At 68.8% G+C, this 18,944-nt stretch carries 15 protein-coding genes; 12 read left to right on the top strand and 3 right to left on the bottom strand.

The window, feature by feature from the left end:
- Window positions 1–66 precede the first annotated feature (66 nt).
- The 3 genes from gltB to AB8619_RS03165 are packed head-to-tail and all read left to right on the top strand — an operon-like array spanning window position 67 to window position 6,514.
- On the top strand, window positions 67–4,626 hold the full coding sequence (gene gltB, locus AB8619_RS03175) for a glutamate synthase large subunit (RefSeq protein WP_436795007.1): 4,560 nt from the start codon (window positions 67–69) through the stop codon (window positions 4,624–4,626).
- Between the two features lie 26 nt (window positions 4,627–4,652).
- Complete coding sequence (locus tag AB8619_RS03170; protein WP_436795006.1) at window positions 4,653–6,107, top strand: glutamate synthase subunit beta; 1,455 nt, start codon at window positions 4,653–4,655, stop codon at window positions 6,105–6,107.
- A 53-nt stretch (window positions 6,108–6,160) separates the two neighbouring features.
- Window positions 6,161–6,514 carry a hypothetical protein gene (locus AB8619_RS03165; protein ID WP_436795005.1) on the top strand — a complete coding sequence of 118 codons (354 nt, stop codon included), beginning with the start codon at window positions 6,161–6,163 and terminating at the stop codon, window positions 6,512–6,514.
- Here the strand turns inward: AB8619_RS03165 and AB8619_RS03160 are convergent.
- Window positions 6,507–7,814 (bottom strand): beta-N-acetylglucosaminidase domain-containing protein, encoded by a 1,308-nt coding sequence (locus AB8619_RS03160; RefSeq protein WP_436795004.1) that lies wholly within the window; start codon window positions 7,812–7,814, stop codon window positions 6,507–6,509. The two genes, AB8619_RS03165 and AB8619_RS03160, sit on opposite strands and share 8 nt — an antisense overlap.
- Window positions 7,815–7,913: 99 nt before the next feature.
- Between AB8619_RS03160 and AB8619_RS03155 the strand changes: the two genes are divergently transcribed.
- Genes AB8619_RS03155 through AB8619_RS03135 form a run of 5 tightly spaced genes read left to right on the top strand, consistent with a single transcriptional unit; the run spans window position 7,914 to window position 10,912 of the window.
- Entirely contained in the window at window positions 7,914–8,615 is a 702-nt protein-coding gene (locus tag AB8619_RS03155) for an energy-coupling factor ABC transporter permease (RefSeq protein WP_436795003.1), read from the top strand.
- The gene (locus AB8619_RS03150) at window positions 8,615–8,950 is read left to right on the top strand and encodes a PDGLE domain-containing protein (RefSeq protein ID WP_436795002.1); all 336 of its coding nucleotides are present in this window, start codon (window positions 8,615–8,617) and stop codon (window positions 8,948–8,950) included. Before AB8619_RS03155 ends, AB8619_RS03150 begins: the two co-directional genes overlap by 1 nt.
- Window positions 8,950–9,717 (top strand): cobalt ECF transporter T component CbiQ, encoded by a 768-nt coding sequence (cbiQ, locus tag AB8619_RS03145; RefSeq protein ID WP_436795001.1) that lies wholly within the window; start codon window positions 8,950–8,952, stop codon window positions 9,715–9,717. Before AB8619_RS03150 ends, cbiQ begins: the two co-directional genes overlap by 1 nt.
- Entirely contained in the window at window positions 9,714–10,460 is a 747-nt protein-coding gene (locus tag AB8619_RS03140; protein ID WP_436795000.1) for an energy-coupling factor ABC transporter ATP-binding protein, read from the top strand. The genes cbiQ and AB8619_RS03140 overlap by 4 nt, the downstream gene beginning before the upstream one ends.
- The gene (locus AB8619_RS03135; RefSeq protein ID WP_436794999.1) at window positions 10,457–10,912 is read left to right on the top strand and encodes a Fur family transcriptional regulator; all 456 of its coding nucleotides are present in this window, start codon (window positions 10,457–10,459) and stop codon (window positions 10,910–10,912) included. The genes AB8619_RS03140 and AB8619_RS03135 overlap by 4 nt, the downstream gene beginning before the upstream one ends.
- On the opposite strand, the gene AB8619_RS03130 is transcribed toward AB8619_RS03135, so the two are convergent.
- Entirely contained in the window at window positions 10,832–11,722 is an 891-nt protein-coding gene (locus AB8619_RS03130) for a ferritin-like domain-containing protein (protein ID WP_436794998.1), read from the bottom strand. The two genes, AB8619_RS03135 and AB8619_RS03130, sit on opposite strands and share 81 nt — an antisense overlap.
- Before the next feature lie 74 nt (window positions 11,723–11,796).
- On the opposite strand from AB8619_RS03130, the gene AB8619_RS03125 reads away from it, so the two are divergent.
- From AB8619_RS03125 to AB8619_RS03115, 3 genes are read left to right on the top strand one after another with little or no spacing between them, the layout of a single operon-like run.
- A complete protein-coding gene (locus AB8619_RS03125; RefSeq protein WP_436794997.1) occupies window positions 11,797–13,113 on the top strand; it encodes a DUF1800 domain-containing protein in 1,317 nt (438 codons plus the stop codon).
- On the top strand, window positions 13,110–14,966 hold the full coding sequence (locus AB8619_RS03120) for a DUF1501 domain-containing protein (RefSeq protein ID WP_436794996.1): 1,857 nt from the start codon (window positions 13,110–13,112) through the stop codon (window positions 14,964–14,966). The genes AB8619_RS03125 and AB8619_RS03120 overlap by 4 nt, the downstream gene beginning before the upstream one ends.
- A gap of 45 nt (window positions 14,967–15,011) precedes the next feature.
- Entirely contained in the window at window positions 15,012–15,920 is a 909-nt protein-coding gene (locus AB8619_RS03115; RefSeq protein ID WP_436794995.1) for an acyl-CoA thioesterase, read from the top strand.
- On the opposite strand, the gene AB8619_RS03110 is transcribed toward AB8619_RS03115, so the two are convergent.
- Window positions 15,911–16,687 (bottom strand): enoyl-CoA hydratase/isomerase family protein, encoded by a 777-nt coding sequence (locus AB8619_RS03110; protein WP_436794994.1) that lies wholly within the window; start codon window positions 16,685–16,687, stop codon window positions 15,911–15,913. The genes AB8619_RS03115 and AB8619_RS03110 overlap by 10 nt on opposite strands.
- A 100-nt stretch (window positions 16,688–16,787) precedes the next feature.
- Here AB8619_RS03110 and AB8619_RS03105 point away from each other — a divergent pair, with 100 nt between their 5' ends.
- Entirely contained in the window at window positions 16,788–18,938 is a 2,151-nt protein-coding gene (locus tag AB8619_RS03105) for an acyl-CoA dehydrogenase (protein ID WP_436794993.1), read from the top strand.
- The last annotated feature ends 6 nt before the right edge of the window (window positions 18,939–18,944 follow it).

Here is an 18,944-nt window from a genome sequence, read left to right as displayed (position 1 = left end):
CTTGGGCCAATGACGTCCCTTGTTGCAGAGCCGAAGTCCATCCTCGACTCTCCACGGGACCAATTGATGAGCCATTTCCCCCCCAAACAGGGTCTCTACGACCCCGCGTACGAGCACGATGCCTGTGGCGTCGCCTTCGTCGTCGACATGCACGGCCGCCGTTCGCACGAGATGGTGCAGAACGGTCTCGCCTCGCTCTGCAACCTCGACCACCGGGGCGCGACCAACGCCGAGGACAACGTCGGCGACGGTGCCGGCATCCTCACCCAGGTCCCGGATCGGTTCTTCCGTGAGGTGTGCGACTTCGACCTCCCCGCAGAAGGCGCGTACGCCGCCGGCATCGCCTTCCTCCCCCGGGACGAGGCCGATGCCGACGCCGCGGTGGCCGAGATCGCCAAGCTCGCCGACGCCGAGGGCCTGACCGTCCTGGGCTGGCGTGACGTCCCCGTCGACAACTCGATGATCGGCTCGATGGCCCTCGACGCCGAGCCGCGGTTCCGTCAACTGTTCGTCGAAGCCGTCGACGGCAGCACCGGCATCGACCTCGACCGCAAGGCCTTCGTGCTGCGCAAGCGCATCGAACACGAGGTCGACGCCGAGGAGACCATCTACTTCCCGTCGCTGTCGTCACGGACGATCGTCTACAAGGGCATGCTCACGTCCGAGCAGGTCGGCCCCTACTTCCCCGACCTCGCCGACGAGCGGTTCGAGAGTGCGCTGGCGCTGGTCCACTCGCGCTTCTCGACCAACACGTTCCCCTCGTGGCCCCTCGCCCACCCGTACCGGATCGTCGCCCACAACGGCGAGATCAACACGGTCCAGGGCAACGAGAACTGGCTCCGCGCCCGTGAGGGCAGCCTCGAGTCGCCACTCTTCGGCGAGTCGCTCGAGCACGCCTACCCGATCATGACGGCCGGGGCCTCTGACACCGCCCGCTTCGACGAGTGCCTCGAGCTGCTCCACCTCGGTGGACGTTCGCTCCCCCACGCCGTCCTCATGATGATCCCGGAAGCCTGGGAGAACCACGAGACCATGCCCGACTGGAAGCGGGCGTTCTACCAATACCACTCGTCGCTCATGGAGCCGTGGGACGGCCCGGCGTCGATCGCGTTCACCGACGGCACCGTCATGGGGGCGGTGCTCGACCGCAACGGCCTGCGCCCCAGCCGCTACTGGGTCACCGAGGACGGCCTGGTGGTCATGGCCTCCGAGGTCGGTGTGCTCGACATCGACCAGAGCAAGGTGATCCGCAAGGGTCGCCTCCAGCCCGGGAAGATGTTCCTCGTCGACACGGCCCAGGGCCGCATCGTCGAGGACGAGGAGGTCAAGGAAGGCCTCGCCCGCCAGGAGCCCTACGAGGACTGGCTCCACGACGGCCTGGTGCGTCTCGACGACCTCCCGCCCCGCTTCCTGCTCACCCCGCAGCACTCGTCGGTCGTCAAGCACCAGCGCGTGTTCGGCTACACGCAGGAGGAGATGAAGATCCTCCTCGGCCCGATGGCGCAGAACGGTGCCGAGCCGATCGGCTCGATGGGCACCGACACCCCGGTGGCCGTCCTCTCCGACCGCTCACGCCTGCTCTTCGACTACTTCAAGCAGCAGTTCGCGCAGGTCACGAACCCGCCGCTCGACGCCATCCGTGAAGAGATGGTCACGTCGATGGCCTCGACGATCGGCCCCGAGGGCAACCTCCTCGACCCGCAGCCGAGCTCGTGCAAGCAGATCGAGCTGCCGACGCCGATCCTCACCAACGAGGAACTGGCCAAGATCCTCTACATCAACGACGACGGCGACATGGAGCACTTCAAGCCCTTCGCCATCGACGGCCTCTACCCCGTCGCCGAGGGTGGTGCCGGCATGCGCCAGGCCATCGCCGACGTCAACACCAAGGTGTCCGCCGCCATCGCCGACGGCGCCAAGGTCATCATCCTCTCGGACCGGCACTCGAGCGCCGAGCTCGCTCCCATCCCGTCGCTGCTGCTCACCGCGGCCGTGCACCACCACCTCGTCCGCGAGAAGAGCCGCACCAAGGTCGGCCTCGTCGTCGAATGCGGCGACGCCCGCGAGGTGCACCACATGGCGCTCCTGTGTGGCTACGGCGCCGGCGCCATCAACCCCTACCTGGCGTTCGAGACGATCGACGATCTCATCGCCGGCGACTTCATCAAGGGCGTCTCGAACGAGAAGGCGCACCGCAACTACGTGAAGGCGTGCACCAAGGGCGTCCTCAAGATCATGTCCAAGATGGGCATCTCGACGGTCGCCTCGTACACCGGCGCCCAGATCTTCGAAGCCGTCGGTCTCGGCCAGGACATCGTCGACCAGTACTTCACCGGCACCACGAGCAAGCTCGGCGGCGTCGACCTCGACGTGCTCGCCGAAGAGGTCCGTCGTCGCCACGAGTTCGCCTACCTCGACCGCCCGTCCGAGGTCGCGCACCGCGATCTGTGGATGGGCGGCGAGTACCAATGGCGCCGCGAGGGGGAACATCACCTCTTCAACCCGGAGACCGTCTACAAGCTCCAGCACGCCACGCGCTCGGGCAAGTACGAGATCTTCAAGGAGTACACGCGCCGCATCGACGACCAGTCGAAGAAGCTGGCGACGCTCCGCGGACTGTTCGAGTTCCGCGACCCCGCCAACGGCGGCCGCGAGCCCGTCCCGCTCGAGGAGGTCGAGTCGGTCGCATCGATCGTCAAGCGCTTCTCGACCGGCGCCATGTCGTACGGCTCGATCTCCGAGGAAGCCCACACGACCCTCGCCATCGCCATGAACCGGCTCGGCGCCAAGTCGAACACCGGTGAGGGCGGCGAGGACATCGAGCGCTTCGTGCCGATGCCCAACGGCGACTCGAAGCGGTCGTCGATCAAGCAGGTCGCCTCGGGTCGTTTCGGCGTCACCGCGAACTACCTGACCAACAGCGACGACATCCAGATCAAGATGGCCCAGGGCGCCAAGCCCGGTGAGGGCGGCCAGCTGCCCGGCCAGAAGGTGTGGCCCTGGATCGCCAAGACCCGGTACAGCACCCCGGGCGTGGGGCTCATCTCGCCCCCGCCGCACCACGACATCTATTCGATCGAGGATCTCAAGCAGCTGATCCACGACCTCAAGAACGCCAACCCGAGCGCCCGCATCCACGTGAAGCTGGTGTCCGAGGTCGGCGTGGGAACGGTCGCTGCCGGCGTGTCGAAGGCCAAGGCCGACGTGGTGCTCATCTCCGGGCACGACGGCGGCACCGGCGCCTCGCCGCTCAACTCGCTGAAGCACGCGGGCACCCCGTGGGAGCTCGGCCTGGCCGAGACCCAGCAGACGCTGATGATCAACGGTCTCCGCGACCGCATCGTCGTCCAGACCGACGGTCAGCTCAAGACCGGTCGCGACGTCGTGATCGCCGCCCTGCTCGGGGCCGAGGAGTTCGGCTTCGCCACCGCTCCGCTGGTGGTCATGGGCTGCATCATGATGCGCGTCTGTCACCTCGACACCTGCCCCGTCGGCGTCGCCACCCAGAACCCGCAGCTGCGCGAACGGTTCAACGGCCAGGCCGACCACGTCGTCAACTTCATGGAGTACATCGCCGAAGAGGTGCGCGAGCACCTGGCGGCGTTGGGCTTCCGCACGCTCGAGGAAGCCATCGGCCGGGTCGACGCGCTCGACACGACGCAGGCCATCGAGCACTGGAAGGCCGACGGCCTCGACCTGTCGAAGATCCTGCACGTCCCCGAGACCCCCTGGCCGCAGGACCGCTTCTGCAGCCAGCCTCAGGAGCACGGCCTCGAGGATGCGCTCGACAACGAGCTCATCGACCTCGCCCGGGAGACGATCGGTGGTGGCGATCCCATCTCGGTGCAGCTCCCGATCCGCAACCTCAACCGGACCGTGGGCACGATGCTCGGCCACGAGATCACCAAGATCCACGGTGAGGCAGGCCTTCCCGAAGGCTCGATCAACATCACGTTCTTCGGTTCGGCCGGCCAGAGCCTCGGCGCGTTCCTGCCTGCAGGCGTCAACATCCGCCTCTACGGCGACACCAACGACTACCTCGGCAAGGGCCTCTCCGGAGGACGGATCACGATCCGGCCGCCCGAGGAGAGCCATCCCCAACTCGTCGCCGAGGACAACATCATCGCGGGCAACGTCATCCTCTACGGAGCGACACGCGGCGAGGTCTTCGTCCGCGGCGTCGTGGGCGAGCGATTCTGCGTGCGCAACTCGGGTGCCGTCGCCGTGGTCGAGGGCGTGGGCGATCACGCCTGCGAGTACATGACCGGCGGCAAGGCCGTGGTCCTCGGACCGACGGGTCGGAACTTCGGTGCCGGCATGTCGGGTGGCATCGCCTACGTGTGGGACCCCGACGACGTGTTCCACCGCAACCTCAACAACGAGATGGTCGACCTCGACCCGCTCTCGGAAGAGGACCAGGACTGGCTGCGCCTGCAGGTCCGCGAGCACGTGACCGAGACCAACTCGGCCGTGGGGCAACGGATCCTCGACCGGTGGCACTCGAACGTGCGCCACTTCAAGAAGGTCATGCCCAAGGACTACAAGCGCGTGCTCGAGGCCCAGGCCCGAGCCGAGGCCGAGGGCCTCGACGTGAACGAAGCGATCATGGCCTCGGCCGCGGTCTGAGCCGCAGAGAGACGGAGACGAAGACGATGGCAGACATCAAGGGCTTTCTGAAGCACGACCGCGAACTCCCCAAGCGCCGGTTGATCCCCGTTCGGGTCCACGACTGGAAAGAGGTCTACGAGGACTTCCCCGAGGACCACCTCCAGACACAGGCCTCGCGCTGCATGGACTGCGGCATCCCGTTCTGCAACAACGGATGTCCGCTCGGCAACCTCATCCCCGACTGGAACGATCTCGTCTACCGGGATCACTGGCGGGACGCGCTCGAGCGACTGCATGCGACCAACAACTTCCCGGAGTTCACCGGGCGCCTGTGCCCCGCCCCGTGCGAGGGCGCGTGCGTGCTCGGCATCAACCAGGATCCGGTCACGATCAAGCAGGTCGAGGTCGAGATCATCGACCGCGGCTTCGAGGAGGGATGGGTCGCCCCCGTCCTCCCCTCGAAGAAGACCGGCAAGAAGGTCGCGGTGGTCGGCTCCGGCCCCGCCGGCCTCGCCGCTGCTCAGCAGCTGACCCGCGCCGGCCACGACGTCGTCGTGTTCGAGCGGGCCGACCGCATCGGCGGCCTGCTCCGCTACGGCATCCCCGAGTTCAAGATGGAGAAGCGCCACATCGACCGGCGCCTCGACCAGATGCGCGCCGAGGGAACCGAGTTCCGCGTGAACGCCGACGTCGGTGTCGACGTCGCCGCCGACGATCTCACCGCCGAGTTCGACGCCGTCGTCCTCGCCGGTGGCGCCACCCAGGCGCGCGACCTGCCGATCCCGGGCCGCGAGCTCTCCGGCATCCACCAGGCGATGGAGTTCCTCCCGTGGGCCAACCGGGCCCAGGAGGGCGACATGGCCGTCGACGAGGTGCCGATCTCGGCCAAGGGCAAGAAGGTCGTCATCATCGGTGGTGGCGACACCGGCGCCGACTGCCTCGGCACGTCGCACCGCCAGGGTGCGGTGTCGGTCCACCAGTTCGAGATCATGCCCCGTCCGCCCGAGGAGCGCAGCGACGCCAACCCGTGGCCGACGTTCCCGATGACCTACAAGGTCACCTCGGCCCACGAGGAGGGTGGCGAGCGCGTCTACTCGGTCAACACCGAGCAGTTCGTCGACGACGGCAACGGCAACGTCAAGGCACTGAAGGCCCACGAGGTCGAGATGATCGACGGTCGCTTCACCAAGGTCGAAGGTTCCGACTTCGAGCTCGAGTGCGACCTGGTCCTCCTGGCCATGGGCTTCACCGGTCCCGACAACCCGCTGGCCGACAGCTTCGGCGTCGATCGTGACGAGCGCAGCAACGTCGCACGCGACGACTCCTACGCCACCAACGTCGACGACGTCTACGTCTGCGGCGACATGGGCCGGGGCCAGAGCCTCATCGTGTGGGCGATCGCCGAAGGTCGTGCGTGCGCGGCTGCCGTCGACGAGCACCTCATGGGCTCCTCGGCACTGCCGGCACCGATCCCGCCGACCGCCCGTCCCCTCGTCTGACCGGCGGTGGGGTGGTTGGACGCAACTCCGTCCCAACGGCAACAATCGTGCCCGTGACGACGACCCAGACGACCACGGCGGCGGAGACGCTGCCCACGACATCGACGGTCTCCGCCGACGATGCGAATCGGGCGTTCAGCACGTCGATCCTCATCTCGGCCGTGCGCTGCACGCTGGCCTACGTCGTGTTCCCGTGGATGCTCCCGCTGTTCGGACTCGCCGGTGGCGTCGGCCCCGGCATCGGCCTCGCCGTCGGCGTCATCGCCATCGGGTTCAACATCGCGAGCATCCGGCGCTTCCATCGCTCGGATCACCGTTGGAAGTGGCCGATCACCGCACTCAACTGCACGGTCATCGTGCTGTTGACCGTGCTCGCGGTGATCGACCTCACCGACATCCTCAGCTGACCCCGAGCACCCGGTCGACCAACAGGTCGGTGAGGTTGGGCTCGCGCACGATCGCGTCGGCTCGGGCCAGGAAGTCGCCGTCGCGCCGGAGTGTGGACGGATAGATCGCGAATCGCGTCCCGAAGACCTGCCGCCGTTCGGCCTGTGCTGCCCGCCAGGCGAGCGCCAGCGTCGCCACCGACTCGAACGTCGGCTCGACGTCCACCTCGAGGATCGCCAGCGCTCGCCGCATCACCGCCGCTTCCCGGTCCCAGGCCTCGAGCCATGGCTCGACCTCCGCGGCGAGCGCTGGCGCGAGACCGTCGCGACATCCGACGTCGAGGAAGTCGTGGAGTCGACGGTCGTCCGGGCCCGCCGCCTCGGCCCAGGCGACCAATTCCGGATCGGGTCCGGGTTCGTCGAGCCACGCACGACACGCCCGCGCCAGCGGAGCGAGACCGGGCGTGCCCTCGACGACTTCGCTCCACGCGACGGCGCGGTCCTCGGTGGGGTCGAGCCATGCCCGGGCGGCGAGTTCGAGACCGACCCGACTGGCCAGGGGCCGCGACATGAAGTTCACGATGTTTCCGGTGACGGCCGCCATCGCTTCGGACGCCCGATGCGGATACGGGCCCAGATGCAGTGCGGGTGACATGCCCACGTCGTTCACCGGGAAGTTCTCCGCGAACAACACCGGACGGCCCAGCGATGCCGCGAGCGACCGGGCCGGCTCGGGCGCGAGATCGGCGGTGACCACGCTCGGGCCGGTCCACATGATCTCGATGCCGTCGCCCAGCGCCTCGGCGAAGGCCGCCAGGTACGGCGTCGGCGCCGAGACCGCGTAGTCGACGGGGCACGTGAACCAACGCACGCCGCTCCTCCCGACACGGTCGGCCACCGTGGCCACGGCAGCCGCGTGGTCCCGACCGAGCGCCTCGCCTGCACCCGGCGTGTCGTCCCAGGCGATCCCGATCACGTCGAGGCCGACCGGCAGCAACGACTCGACCTTCGCGACCAGGTCGTCGACGTCCGACGACGACCCGATCTCCCAGTCGAGACCCGGCGAGATCGTCAGCCCGAACCCGAGCCCGGCATCACGGCAGGCCTTCGAGACCTCGGCCAGCCCGGCGAGCGCGTCGTCCGGGTACGCATCACGCCACTGGTCGCGCTGGTAGGGGTCGTTCTTCGGTGCGTGGACGTAGGCGTCGTAGCCGACCGTGGCCAACCACCGGACCAGATCGATCCGTTCCGCGGGGTCGAGCGGTCGGCCGTAGTACCCCTCCAGAGCAGCGAGCCACGGGCGAGGTGCTGGTTCGGTCATCGCCGCACCCTGTCATGTCGGACAAGTCCCCCGAAGGAGGGCGAACTTCCACATGCAACTCGGTCGCATCTGGGATCCGTCGGCGATATCGTCGTCCCGGTGCACGTCCCGGACGGTTTCTTCGACGCTACGACGTCGGTCGGCGCTGGCGTGTTCAGCGCAGGAACGATCGCTGTCGGCCTCCGTAAGGCCGCCGACGACCTCTCCGACCGACTGGCACCCATGGCCGGCCTCGTCGCCGCGTTCATCTTCGCCCTGCAGTTGATCAACTTCCCGGTCGCCAGCGGCACCAGCGGGCACCTCATCGGCGGAGCGCTCGCCGCGGTGCTCGTCGGGCCATGGGTCGCGATCGTCTGTCTGTCGATCGTCCTGTTCGTGCAGGCGCTCCTCTTCGCCGACGGCGGCCTGAGCGCCTACGGGATCAACGTGATCCTGATGGCCATCGTGCCGGTCGTGATCGGATACGGCGCCTTCGTCCTGGCTCGCACCCTGCTCCCGAAGGCGAAGAGCGGAGTCGTCGCCTCGTCCGCCATCGGCGCCGCGCTCTCCGTTCCCGTCGCCGCGGCGACGTTCGCCCTGCTCTTCGGCATCGGTGGCACCATCGACCTCGACTTCCGGTCGGTGCTCGTGGCGATGGTCGGGACACACGTGCTGATCGGCATCGGTGAGGCCGCCATCACCGCGGCGGTCGTGAGCGCAGTCGTCGGGACCCGTCCTGACCTCGTCCACGGAGCGACGGCGCTCGTCACCCGACTCGATCTCCGCACCTCCCCCGCCGCCGAGCCCGACGTGGCGGCGTGATGGGCACCAACGTCCGCATCTTCGTCGTCGCCGGCCTCCTCCTCGCGGTGGCGCTCGGGTTGTTCGTCTCCCCCTTCGCGAGCAGCGAGCCCGACGGTCTCGAACGGGTGGCGATCGACGAGGGCTTCGCCGACGCCGCGAACGACTCGGCGACGTCCGACAGTCCTCTGGCCGACTACGGGATCGACGGAAACGACGACAGCCGCTCGGGAGCCATCTCCGGTGTCATCGGCATCCTGGTCACCTTCGGCCTCGGGACGGCGGTGTTCGGCGTCCTCCGGGTGTTACGCACCGACCAGGCCGACACGGACCACGAGCCGGCCACGACCGCCTGATGGCCGGCGCCCACGCCTCGTCGCTCCACGTCCCCGGCGACTCGCTCATCCACCGACTCCGCCCGCAGTGCAAGCTCGCGGCAGCCCTCGCCTTCGTGTTCGTCGTCGTCGCCACGCCGCGCGAGCAGATCTGGGCGTTCGGCATCTACGCCGTGGTACTCCTGGTCCTCGCCAGGGCCGCATCGCTCCCGCTCGGGCTGGTCGTCCGTCGGCTCACCATCGACACGCCGTTCCTCGCGTTCGCGTTCTTCTTGCCGTTCTTCGCCGGCGGTGAACAGATCGGTGACGGCTGGTGGTCGCTGTCGATCGACGGACTCTGGGCCGCGTGGAACATCGTCGCCAAGGGAACGCTCGGCGTCGCGACCAGCGTGATCCTCACCGGCACCACGTCGCTCCCCGACCTCATCGCCGGCCTCGACCGCCTCCACGCGCCGCGAGCATTCACCGCGATCACCTCGTTCATGGTCCGCTACGCCGAGGTCATCGCCGGCGAGACCCACCGCATGAAGATCGCCCGGGAATCCCGGGGACACGACCCCCGCTGGATCTGGCAGATCCGGGCGATCGCCCACTCGGCGGGCACGCTCTTCGTCCGGTCGTACGAGCGGGGTGAGCGCGTCTACCTCGCCATGTTGTCGCGCGGCTTCGACGGGTCGATGCCGCGCATGGCCGACGACGCAGCGTCCCGACGCGAGTGGCTCACGGCCGCAGCGTTGCCCACCGCCGCATGCTTCGTCGCCGCCGGCGCGTGGATGGTCCAGACATGACGGCGCCTGCGCTCGAGGTCGAATCCCTCGCCTACGCCTACCCCGACGGCCACCAGGCCCTGTTCGGTGTCGACTTCCGAGTCGACGGCGGCGAACGCGTCGCCATCCTCGGGCCGAACGGCGCCGGGAAGACGACGCTGGTCCTGCACCTCAACGGGATCCACCTCCCCGGACACGGATCGGTGCGCGTGGCGGGCACCACGGTGGCCAAGTCCTCCCTCAAGGAGATCCGCCGGCGCGTGGGCCTCGTGTTCCAGGACCCCGACGACCAACTCTTCATGCCCACGGTCCGCGAGGACGTGGCCTTCGGCCCGGCGAATCTCGGACTCCGGGGTGACGAACTCGGCCGGCGTGTGCACGACGCCCTCGACGCTGTCGGGATGGCCGACCTCGCCGACCGATCGCCCCACCACCTGAGCTTCGGCCAACGCCGACGGGTCGCGGTGGCGACCGTGCTCGCGATGCAGCCCGACGTCCTCGTGCTCGACGAGCCGTCGTCCAACCTCGACCCGGCCAGCCGTCGCGAACTCGCAGAGATCCTGCGCAGCCTGGACCAGACGATCCTCATGGTCACCCACGACCTCCCCTACGCCCTCGAGCTGTGCCCCCGGGCGCTGGTGATGAACGACGGGGCGATCGTCGCCGACGGGAACACCGCCGACATCCTCGGCGACCGGGCGCTCATGGAGGCCAACCGCCTCGAGCTCCCGTTCGGCTTCGACCCGGCCACCGTGGTCCGATGAGCCCCACCAGCGCACGCGAGCGCATCGACGCCGCCATCGACCGTCTCCGTCTCGACGGCGAGCGCGTCACCAAGGCCCGGACCGCTCTGATCGAGATCCTCGCCGAGAACGACGACCATCTCTGCGCCGAAGACATCGCCGACCGGATGGAGGGCGATGCCTCGTCGACGCATCGGGCGACCGTGTACCGGACGCTCGAGTCGCTGGTGAAGGCCGGGATCGTCGCCCACGTCCACCTGCCCCACGGCGCCGCTCGCTATCACCTCATCGACACCGACCGCGCCCACCTGCACCTGCTGTGTCGGGACTGTGGCGACATCATCGACGCGCCGCCCGACCTCCTCGACGAGGTCCGGCAACGGCTCGACGCGTCAACTGGCTTCCGCCTCGACCCAGACCACGTCGCGCTGACCGGCTGGTGCCGGAGCTGCCGTCCCGACGCCGACGCCTGACCCGCGGACGGCGTCCAGCGACGTCGGACTCCCGTACGCCTGTGAGGCGCCGGCCATGAGGCCGAGTCCCTCGAGTCCGGGGAGACGGTCGATCCGCCGATCGATCCGCTCGACGACCGCACGGCCATCGGGACCGCCGAAGAGGGTGTCGACGAGATGGACGGTCTCCTCATGCGGCATGACGCCAGCGCCCACAGGGCTCCACAACGCCTTGATCATCCAACGGGTGGTCCGCTGAGCAGCCTTGCTGCCGTCGAGATGCTCGATCGCGGTCTGGCGGTAGTAGTCGATGTGGCGGCCTTCCTGCTTCATGATCCGCTTGAGCAGTTCGGTCAGCGTGGGGTGATCGGCCAGCTGCAACAGCCGGGAGTACCCGCCCTGCGTCGTCCACTCGTTGATCACGCCGAAGGTCATGTGCACGGCCAGGAAGTGCTTCGTCGCGGCGGAGAACCCCATCCACAGGATCGGGCTCGTCGTGATGCGCCAGCCGAGCCGCTGGCGCATGGTCCCGACCCGAGCCTCGCCGGCGACCTCACCGTGGGCTTCGAGGACACGGGCGAGTGCCTCACCGTGCCAGTACTCCTCGAAGTTCCACATCGTGAGGAACGTCGTGACCTCGGGGTCGTGGTGGGCCTTGGTGTTGAGCAGGTTCCGGAGATAGCACGAGGTGTGCATCTCGACGTCGTGCATGAACCGCACGCATCGGAGGTGCTCGGGCGACAGCGGAGCATCGCGGAACGTGTCGAAGTCGATGCCGTCGAGATCGAGGCGTCCGGTGATGCGCTTGTAGGTGTCCAGGTCGAAGGTCACGAGAACTATTCGGACCAATCGCCCATCTGGATGATTCGCTCCAGATTCCCGGCCCCCGTGCCGAAGGACCAACTGTGGGTGAGGCAGCAGACCGTGGCGACATCGAACATCTCCTCCGGCGCTCCGGGTTCGGAGCGAGGACCGCAGACGTCGACGCGCTCGTCGGCCTCGACTGGGAACAGGCGGTCGACGCGGTCCTCGACCTGAGCGGCGCACCCGACCCGGCCGCAGGACTGCCCACGGTCGCTCGTGCGCCGGCCGCGACCACCGACTGGTCGGGCGACTACGTCCCGATGGTGCACCACTGGCTCGACCGGTGCGCGACGACGGCGACACCGATCGTCGAGAAGATGACCCTGTTCTGGCACGGACATCTCACGTCGTCGGCATCAGGCGTGCGTCTCGGACCGATCCTCGACCAGCACGTGCTGTTCCAGCGGTCGGGCCTCGGCCGCTACGACGAACTCGTCGACGCCGTGGCCATCGATCCCGCGATGTTGATCTACCTCGACGGCAAGTCGAGCCACCGGTGGAGCCCGAACGAGAACTTCGCCCGAGAGCTCATGGAGCTGTTCTGCCTCGGCGTCGGGAACTACACCGAGGACGACGTGCGAGCCGCGGCCCGGGCCTTCACCGGGTATCGCGTCCGCGAGGGCGACGACGGAGACCAGAGCTACTACTTCCTCCCAACGCATCACGACGAGGGCGACAAGACCTTCATGGGCGTGACCAAGAACTGGGACGGACCGGCGATCATCGACCACATCCTCAACGGACCGACGCGCATGATCGCCGCTCGTCATCTGGCCCGTCGGCTGTGGTCGTTCTTCGCGTATCCCGACCCGAGCGACGCGATCGTCGACTCGCTCGCGGCGACCTTCGACGCTGCCGACCTCGAGCTGTTGCCCCTCGTCCGGGCCATCTTCCTGCACCCCGAGTTCCGGTCCGACCAGTGCCGCAACGGCCTGCTCCGGTCCCCGATCGAACTCGCCGTGGCCGCCGGCATCCACACCGGACTCCCGGCCTCGCAGATCCATGCCGAGTGGTACCTCCCCGACATGGGTCAGCGTCCGTTCATGCCGCCGAACGTGGACGGCTGGCCCCAGAACGAGGGCTACGTCGCCACGTCGACCTTCTGGGCGCGCTCTCGCTTCGCCGACCGCGTCGGCCAGGTCGGCGCCGACGCCGGCCTCCTCGCAGGAAGCGAGTCGCGGACCGTCGACGACGCGGTCATGACCGCCCTCACCACGATGGGCGTCACGGCGCCGTCGCAGGCGACCCGCGTCACGCTCGCCTCGTTCGTCAGCCAGACACGGGCCGACGAGAAGTGGCTCGAACGGCGCGGCCTCCTCACCATGAGCCTCCTCTCCCCGGAGTTCGCACTCGCATGAGCAGCATCGACCCCACCATGTCCGAACTCCGGACCGCACTGTCGCTCCCCGCCCCCACCGACGCACTGTCGCTGTCCCGGCGGCACTTCCTGCAGGCCGCCGCCGCTGGCATCGGCATCAGCATGTTGCCGAACTGGATCACCGAATCCGCCGGCGCATCGACAGCGATACCCACCGGCACGGCCGGGAACCGCGGCACCCTCGTCTTGGTGGTGCTCGACGGCGGGAACGACGGGCTCCACATGGTCCCGCCCATCAGCAACGGCAGCTACCACGACGCTCGCGGCGCCCTCGCGTTCTCCGAGGCCAACTCCCTGCCGATCAACGGCCAGCGGGCATTCCATCCGGCGCTGACCCGGTTGAAGGCTCGATACGACGCCGGCGACGTGGCGATCATCGACGGCGTGGGCAACCCGCGACGGGACCTCAGCCACTTCTCGGCCATGGCCGACTTCCAGCACGGCGGTCCTGCCTCACAGTTCTCCCGCACAGGCTGGGTCGGTCGCTACCTCGACCAGACCGGTGCCGGACCCTTCGGTGCCATCGCCATCGGCGACCGGGTCCCGCTCATCGCACACGGCGAGACACGCTCGGCCATCACGTTGCCGTGGAAGATCGACCGGGTCCCCAAGCGGCGCTCCTGGGCCGCGCCACTCGACGGCGCGATCGAGCAGTGGGGCGAGATCCCGACCGGACACGGGGCGCTCGCCGACCGCGTCGCCGGCGCCACTGCCGGCATGCTCGGCTCGGCCGACTCGCTGCGCCCGTCGTATGCGAGTTCGTTCTCCGGCTCGTCGTTCGCCGGCGAGCTCCAACTCTGCGCCAACCTCGTCAACGCCGGTCTCGGCGCCCGGGTCCTCACGGTTCGGCACGGGCCCTACGACTCGCACACCAACCAGACGGAGATGCACGGCAACCGCATGGCCGAGCTCGACGAGGGCATCGACCTGTTCTTCCAGACGCTGGGTGCCGACGTCGCCGACGACGTCACCCTCGTCTGCATCTCGGAGTTCGGCCGTCGCGTCGGCGCCAACGGCGGCGCCGGAACCGACCACGGCGCCGGCAACGCCATGATCGCCGTCGGACGACCCATCGCCGGCGGCTTCCACGGATCGCTGCCGTCGCTGACATCGCTCACGGCCGACGGCAACCTGACCCACGAGATCGACTACCGCTCGGTCTTCGCGACGCTGATCGACGGCGTGCTGGGCGCAAGCCACACCGAGATCCTCGGCGGCGAGTTCACGCCCGTCCCGTTCCTGGAGACCACCACGACACCGCCGACGACGACCACGGCGCCACCCACCACCACCACGACCGCGCCACCCACCACCACCACGACCGCGCCACCCACCACCACGACCGTCCCCCCGACGACGACGACCGCCCCGCCCACGACCACGCCGCCCGGACCACCGTCGCGCTGGCCGTTCCGACCGCGGCGGTGGTCGCCGAGGAGCACGGACTCGACCGTCGATGCCGGCGAGCGCATGGTGACGGCCGGCGAGGCCGACATGTTGCGCCTCTACCGTGCGCTCACCGACCAGGAGCCCGATGCCGCCGTGGCGCGGACCCTGCTGAAGGCACACGCCAAGGGCATGCCGGCGGAGACGATCGCCGAACGGCTCGGACTGTCGCCCGCGCTCACGCCGCTCGACGGAAGCCTCTCGAACGAGCGGTTCGTCGCTGCGACCCATCAACGACTGCTGGGCCGGGAACTCGATCTCGTCGGCCGCCGACAATTGGTGCGTCTGCTCGATCAGGGCGAGATGAACCGCTTCGAGGCGATCCGACGTATCTCGTCGACACCCGAGTTCCGCCGGCGGTTCCAGTACACCGTCGTTCCGCGCTGACCCGTCATCTTGACCCGCGGGTCAAGATCAGAGCATCCTCAGCGGATGACGGAGCTCCCGGTCACCCACACCAGCACGGTCACCGACGACCAGATCGACCATCTGGGCCACATGAACGTGCGGTTCTACGGCACCAACGCCCAGCGAGCCACCAAGGCCGTCGTGCGTGGGCTCGGCCTGGACACCGCCGAGGTGGCGCTCACCGACGTCTACACCCGTCACCACCGCGAGCAGTTGCTGGGCGCCCGCCTGGCGGTCCGCAGCGGCGTGATCGAGACGCGGCCCGACCTGCTCCGGATCTACCACGAGCTCGTGAACACCGACGACGACTCGCTCGCGGCGACGTTCGTGCACGGCCTCTCCCGTCCGGACGGCACCGCCTTCCCGACGGAGGCCGTCGAGCAGGCCACGATCATCGACATCCCGGCCCACGGGGGCAGCCGCTCGATCGACCTCGACGCCGACCCGATGCACACCGCCCCCACGCTCGACGAGGTCCGCGCACGCGGGCTCGAGATGCGGGAGCCACGGCGAGTGGACGGCGACGAGTGCGACGCCGACGGCCACTACATCCCCGAGTTCGCTCCCATGCTGACCTGGGCCGGCGTCCCCGTCGGGGGTGGCCCGCGAGGCGACGCCCTCCACGACGGACCGAACGGCGAGAAGATGGGCTGGGCGTCGATGGAGACGCGGATGGCGTCGCCTCGACTCCCCGACCGCGGTGACCTGATCCAGAGCTTCGGCGCGCTGATCGAGATGCACGACAAGACGACGCACCGGATCCAGTGGGCCTTCGATCTCGAGACCGGCGACCTGCTGACGAGCTTCGAGACGGTGAGCCTGGCGTTCGACACCGTCGGCCGGCGTGCGATGTCGATCCCGCAGTGGATCCGCGACAGCGAACAGCGGACGCTGCAGGCCGACCTGGCCCCGCGAGCCGGCGCTCAGCGGTAGGTCGGCGGTTCGTCCCTGCGGACCGGGGTCACGCCTTCGCCTTCGTTCCCGATGTGGGCGTAGGCCAACCCGTTCTGCAGCGCCGTCGTGCGCGGCATGTCGAGCGACTCCCAGATGGCGCGAACAGTGCCCTGGATCGCTCGCGGGTTCCGCTCGGCGATGCTGAGGGCGATCGACCGCGCCCGATCTCGGAGCTCGGCCCGCTCGACGACCTCGGACACCAGCCCGATCCGCAGCGCCGTCTCCGGCGTGATCCGCTCGTCCGAGCCCATCAGCGCCCATCGCAACACCTCGCCGAGGGGAACGCCACGAGCACGCATGCCGATGGGTTCGAGCGCCGACACGATGCCGCCGTTGGCGTGGGGGTCGAAGAACTCGGCGTCGTCGGAGCAGATGATGATGTCGGCTTCGTTGAGGAAGTACTGCGCACCGCCGGCGCACAGCCCGTGGACGGCGACGATCACCGGCTTCCACACCTTGTGATGGAACTTGGGCCCCAGCGTCGCCCCCGGGTCGAACGAGTTCCACACGTTGGACTTCATGAACCAGAACTCCTGGCTCCGCACGTCGACCCCGGTGCAGAAGGCCCGGTCGCCGTTGGCCTGCACCACGACCGCGTGGATGTCGTCGTCCTCACGGATCGTCTCCCACGCCCACGAGAGCTCGCTCGCCATCCGGCTGTTGAACGAGTTCATCGCCTCGGGGCGATCGAGGGTGATGGTCGCGACCTGATCGGCGACGTCGAACGTGATGGCTTCGCAGTCCACGCCGGGGACGGTAGCCCTCACTCGCTCGGCCCGACGCGCTTGGGTCAAGATGCTGCACTCATTCGCTCATGTACACCAATGCCCGGGGGGCTCGCAGACCATGTCGATCGCGATCACAGAAGACCATCAGTCGCTGGCGGAGACCGCCACCGACTTCCTCACCAAGCGAGACGCGCGCGGCGCCGCCCGCTCCCTGCTCGAGGCGACCGACGAGTCCGCCCCCGAGTTCTGGAGTGACCTGGCGAACCTCGGATGGCTCGGGCTCCACGTCGCGGAGGAGCACGGCGGCTCCGGCTACAGCCTCGAGGAACTGGTGGTCGTGGTCGAGGCGCTCGGCCGTGCCGTTGCGCCCGGTCCGTTCGTCCCCACGGTGATCGCCAGCGCGGTCCTCGCCGATGTCGGCGACGATGCGACCAAGAAGGAACTCCTGCCCGGCCTCACCGACGGCTCGACGCTCGCCGGCATCGCCGTCGACGGCTCGGTCACGGCCAACAGCGGATCGGTCAGCGGGTCGGCGGTCGTGCTCGGCGGCGGCCTCGCCTCGGTCCTCCTCGTCCCTGCCGGCGACGACGTCGCTGTCGTGACCGTCGGCGACGGCGTCTCGATCGAGACTCCCCAGAACCTCGACCCGACGCGACGCTCGTCGCGCGTGACGTTCGACGGCGCAGCGGCAACGGTCCTGACCGGCGCCCGCACCGCGCTCGTCGACCTCGCCCGCATCATCCTGTCGGCCGAGGCCGTCGGCCTGGCCCGTGAATGCACCGAGATGGCTGCTGACTACGCACGCGAGCGTCAGCAGTTCGGCCGCCCGATCGCCATGTTCCAGGGCGTGAAGCACCATTGCGCCAACATGGTCGTCGCGACCGAGATGGCCACCAGCGCCGTGTGGGACGCCGCTCGCGCCGCCTCGACCGGTGGCGACCAGCGCCGCTACGCCGCAGCCGTCGCCGCCACGCTCGCGGCCCCTGCAGCCGACCTGTGCGCCAACCTGTCGACCCAGGTGCACGGCGGCATCGCCATCACGTGGGAGCACGACGCCCACCTGTTCATGCGCCGGGCCACCACCCTCCTCAACTTCATCGACGCCGACGGCGCCGCCTGCGATCTCACGGACCTGGTCCGCGACGGGGTCCAGCGAGCGAAGGCGATCGAGCTGCCGCCCGAGGCCGAGGCCATCCGGACCGAGGTCCGGGCGTTCGCCGAGTCGATCAAGGACCTGCCGGCCGACGAGCAGCGCACCAAACTCATCGAGACCGGCTACGTCATGCCGCAGTGGCCCAAGCCCTACGGCCGGGCCGCCGGCGCCGTCGAACAGCTCGTCATCCAGGAGGAATTCGCCGCTGCGGGCGTCCAGCGCCCGTCGTACGGCATCACCGCCTGGAACATCCTGACGATCATCCAGCACGGCAACCAGGACCAGCTCGACCGTTGGGTCGAGCCTGCGCTGAACCAGGACGTCATCTGGTGCCAGCTGTTCTCCGAGCCCGACGCGGGTTCCGATGCGGCCGGCGTGAAGACCAAGGCCACCCGCGTCGATGGCGGCTGGCTGGTCAACGGCCAGAAGGTGTGGACCTCGGGCGCCCACGTCTCGGGCATGGGCTTCGCCACCGTGCGGACCAACCCCGATCTCCCCAAGCACCAGGGCATCACGATGATGGCCATCGACATGCACGCCGACGGCGTCGAGGTCCGACCGCTCAAGATGACCTCCGGCAACTCGGAGTTCAACGAGGTCTTCTTCAACGACGTGTTCGTGCCCGACGACGACGTCGTCGGCCCCGTCGACGGCGGCTGGACGGTCGCTCGCTCGACCCTCGGCAACGAGTCCGTCTCCATCGGCAGTGGCGACGGCGGCATGTCGTTCCCCGGCGCCGGCCTCATCCCGCCCTTCGACGCCAACCCCGATCGTCTCGCCGGCGGCGCCGGCCGGGTCGGTCGTTACATCGCACAGCACCAGGCCATGGGTCTGTTGAACCTGCGGGCCGCCAACCGTGCGGTCTCGGGCGGCGAGCCCGGCCCCGAGGGTGCGATGACCAAGCTCGTTCTCTCCGAGATCGGACACGAGGCGGCAGCGATCCTCACCGAACTCAACGGCCCCGACTCCGTCTTCATGGACGGCGCCGGCGGCATGAGCAACATGCTCGTGCTGATGCACCGCGGCATGTCGATCGCCGGCGGCACGTCGGAGATCAAGCGCAACCAGATCGGTGAGCGCATCCTCGGACTCCCCCGCGATCCGCTGATCAAGTAGTCCGTC

The sequence above is a fragment of the Actinospongiicola halichondriae genome (genome assembly GCF_049103745.1).
In the GTDB taxonomy this organism is placed as follows: Bacteria; Actinomycetota; Acidimicrobiia; order Acidimicrobiales; family Salinilacustritrichaceae; genus Salinilacustrithrix; species Salinilacustrithrix halichondriae.
Note: the sequence above shows the minus strand (reverse complement) of the source record. Positions and strands in the feature narration are given on the sequence as shown.

Excerpts from the sequence above, each read along its gene's own strand:
- AB8619_RS03115 (WP_436794995.1), top strand. The coding sequence starts at position 15,012 with ATGACGGAGCTCCCGGTCACCCACACCAGCACGGTCACCGACGACCAG.
- cbiQ (WP_436795001.1), top strand. The coding sequence starts at position 8,950 with ATGGCCGGCGCCCACGCCTCGTCGCTCCACGTCCCCGGCGACTCGCTC.
- AB8619_RS03135 (WP_436794999.1), top strand. The coding sequence starts at position 10,457 with ATGAGCCCCACCAGCGCACGCGAGCGCATCGACGCCGCCATCGACCGT.
- AB8619_RS03120 (WP_436794996.1), top strand. The coding sequence starts at position 13,110 with ATGAGCAGCATCGACCCCACCATGTCCGAACTCCGGACCGCACTGTCG.
- AB8619_RS03150 (WP_436795002.1), top strand. The coding sequence starts at position 8,615 with ATGGGCACCAACGTCCGCATCTTCGTCGTCGCCGGCCTCCTCCTCGCG.
- AB8619_RS03140 (WP_436795000.1), top strand. The coding sequence starts at position 9,714 with ATGACGGCGCCTGCGCTCGAGGTCGAATCCCTCGCCTACGCCTACCCC.
- AB8619_RS03105 (WP_436794993.1), top strand. The coding sequence starts at position 16,788 with ATGTCGATCGCGATCACAGAAGACCATCAGTCGCTGGCGGAGACCGCC.
- gltB (WP_436795007.1), top strand. The coding sequence starts at position 67 with ATGAGCCATTTCCCCCCCAAACAGGGTCTCTACGACCCCGCGTACGAG.
- AB8619_RS03170 (WP_436795006.1), top strand. The coding sequence starts at position 4,653 with ATGGCAGACATCAAGGGCTTTCTGAAGCACGACCGCGAACTCCCCAAG.
- AB8619_RS03160 (WP_436795004.1), bottom strand. The coding sequence starts at position 7,814 with ATGACCGAACCAGCACCTCGCCCGTGGCTCGCTGCTCTGGAGGGGTAC.